Source organism: uncultured Planktosalinus sp., assembly GCF_963973675.1.
Lineage (GTDB): Bacteria > Bacteroidota > Bacteroidia > Flavobacteriales > Flavobacteriaceae > Planktosalinus.
Genome location: NZ_CAXBAN010000357.1, coordinates 1 through 2,723 on the forward strand (window position 1 = coordinate 1; position 2,723 = coordinate 2,723).

Below are 2,723 nucleotides of genomic sequence, written 5' to 3' on the forward strand. Positions count from 1 at the left end.
AATAGGCGAGGACTCCCACTACCGCGGCTGTAACGCTTCCAAACATCAACCCGATGATAAGGATGGCCATGGTGTCTTTTACGCGAACGGTAACCGCCAAAACTGCCAGTAAAACCAGCATACTTCCTAAACTGGAAGCGATTACCAGTGACCATTTGCTCAATAAGAGTGTGGCAAAAAACCCACCCAGTCCCGAGGCTCCCATAATCAAAAGCGCCACCCCCAGACTCGCACCGCTACTGATGCCCAACACAAAAGGCCCCGCCAAGGGATTGCGGAAGAGTGTTTGCATCAAAAGTCCGCTAATGGAAAGCCCGGCACCCACCATAATGGCAGTCAGTGCTTTGGGCAACCGATAGTCCTGAATGATAAATGCCCAAGAGGCTTTTTCAGGTTCGAGGTAAAAAAGTGCTTTGGCAACTTCCTTCAACGGAATGGAAACAGACCCCAAACTAATATTCCCGAAAAACACCACTAAAAGCAACACGCTTAAAGCGAAAAAGTGTTTGGTGTATGTGGTGGATTTTTCCAGTGTTCTAGTTTGTATTGGTGATTTGGCTTTTGTTGTACCGCAAAGTTTCACAAAGAAGCGCTAAGCTACGCAAAGAGTTTTTCTTTTTCTTTGTGGTCCTCTGCGGAATCTCTGCGCAACTCTGCGGTATAATTTTTTAGAGTTGTTGTTTTTGTTGTACCGCAAAGTTTCACAAAGAAGCACAAAATTACGCAAAGTCAATTTTAATAATTATTTGAAGAATTAATAATTCTTTTAATTCCATTTTTCATTAAGGTGACATGAAAGTTAAGTAAAAGGCCTAGCCTATAATCTCCTAGTTTCAAATAAGTAAGCATCTGTGCTGTATGTATATCATTCAAAGCTTCTACAGATTTAATTTCAATTACTACCTTGTTTTCAACTAAAAGGTCAATCCTATAACCGTGATCAAGTTTGACATCTTTGTAGATTATGGGTCGCGGTACTTCTTTTTGAACTAATAATCCATTATCAAGAATTTCTTTAAAAAGACACTCCTGATAAGCCGATTCCAGCAATCCCGGACCAAGATGTCTGTGAACCTCAATGGCACAACCTATAATTGTGTTTGAAATTTCATTTTCTGTCATATTTGCTTTTTGTTTACTCTGTGTCTCTTTGCGGAAACTTTGCGTAACTTTGCGATATAGCTTTTATAGTTAGGCTTTTACTGTACCACAAAGTGCCACTAAGTAGTCCAAGGTTACACAAAGTATCTTTTTAGTTGTTCTATTTTCTTTGTGGTTCTTTGCGGAGGCTTTGCGCAACTCTGCGGTATAGCTTTTACGAATTTAATCTTTATTCTAGTGCCCTAAAAAAATAAAGCTCATGCTCCGGTAACAAATCAGGGTGCAATATCTTGACTAAATCTTTTAAAACCAAATCGGGCCGGTTGGGGGCGAGTTCGTAATAAATAACACCACCCGTTTCTCCTTTTAAGCTGGAAAAGCTATAGACTTTTTTGTTCTTAAAAGCATCCAACTGTGTGTAAGCCTTATGCGCATCTGCCAACTGTGTATAAGCCGTAAATTGCCCGGGACCAATCCAATAATCGGCTTGTTGGGCTCTGTCAATCACCGTTTCTACGTTTAGGGCAATGCTACCCGTGCCTTCACTGTCAGACCATAGATAATTTGCATTGGCATCGGCGATGAATTGGGCGCCCCAGCTGTTGCCTTCGGGCAGGTACCAGATGTCTTTCCAAAGTGCACCGCTTAAAACCGTTGGTGTGGTGGTGGCTGTGGCAGCGAGTGCTTTTACTTTAATATATTCCGATTCTATTTCGCTGAAAAGCGCATTCGCCTCATCCAATTTATCAAAGAACGCCCCAAAAAACTTAATCCACTCTGCTTTTCCTAAGGGATGGTTTTCGGTCCAGTCGCCGTTAAAAACAATCGGGATTCCGGCGCGTTGCAGGGTTTCATAGGTCTTGTTGTTTCCGGTTACGGCAAAGCCAATCATCACATCAGGTTGGAGGTCGATGACGTTTTCAGTATTGATGGATTCGTTGTTACCAATTTCGGTGATTTGGCCTTCAGCGATGCGTTTTCGGGTATTTTCTGAAGAGATGTAGCTGAGGTTGGGGAAGGCAATAAGTTTATCGCTTTCGCCCAGCATATCCAGCGAGGGAATGTGGGTGGTGGAAGTCACAATCAGGTTTTGAACCGGAACCTGCACCACGGCATCAAAAGTTTCATCGGAGTTAAAAGTCTCTTTGTCTTTCACCAATGCATACCGAAAGATTTTCCCCGCTTCGGGCCACGGATTGTTCACTTCGATGACTTTATGGTCACCCTTATCGGTGATGGAAAAGCCTTTAGCATAATTAATTTCAATTGCTTCAAAGTCAGTTACAACAGTTTCAGGATTGGATTTTTTTTCGTTTTTACAGGAAACAATTCCTAAAAAAACTACTAAAAGTAAAACAGTCTTTAATCTCATATCTATTGTCTAAAATCTATTGCCTAATATCTCAAGTCTATTAAAAAACAAAAGTAACATTAATTAAACTTTCCTTTCGCCCAACTTCAAAATTGTTTACTTTCGCACCGAATTTTGGTTTGCAATTCCCACTTTGGGATGCGCGATTAAAAGGGAATTCGGTGCAAAACCGAAGCTGTTCCCGCAACTGTAAGCTATCAAGCTTGTTGTTCACTTCATTGTCACTGACCCGATTAAAATCGGGATGGGA

At 41.5% G+C, this 2,723-nt stretch carries 3 protein-coding genes and 1 riboswitch; all 3 genes read right to left on the reverse strand.

All coding sequences use genetic code 11. The features are described 5' to 3' along the window. On the reverse strand, positions 1 to 532 hold a 532-nt coding region (locus AACY61_RS11880), incomplete at its 3' end, for an iron chelate uptake ABC transporter family permease subunit (protein WP_339611796.1). Between the two features lie 203 nt (positions 533 to 735). Then, entirely contained in the window at positions 736 to 1,122 is a 387-nt protein-coding gene (locus AACY61_RS11885; protein ID WP_339611794.1) for a GxxExxY protein, read from the reverse strand. Positions 1,123 to 1,330: 208 nt separating this feature from the next. Next, a complete protein-coding gene (locus tag AACY61_RS11890; RefSeq protein ID WP_339611795.1) occupies positions 1,331 to 2,473 on the reverse strand; it encodes an ABC transporter substrate-binding protein in 1,143 nt (380 codons plus the stop codon). 98 nt (positions 2,474 to 2,571) lie between these two features. Next, a riboswitch (cobalamin riboswitch) is annotated at positions 2,572 to 2,723 on the forward strand. This riboswitch is flagged as partial in the annotation.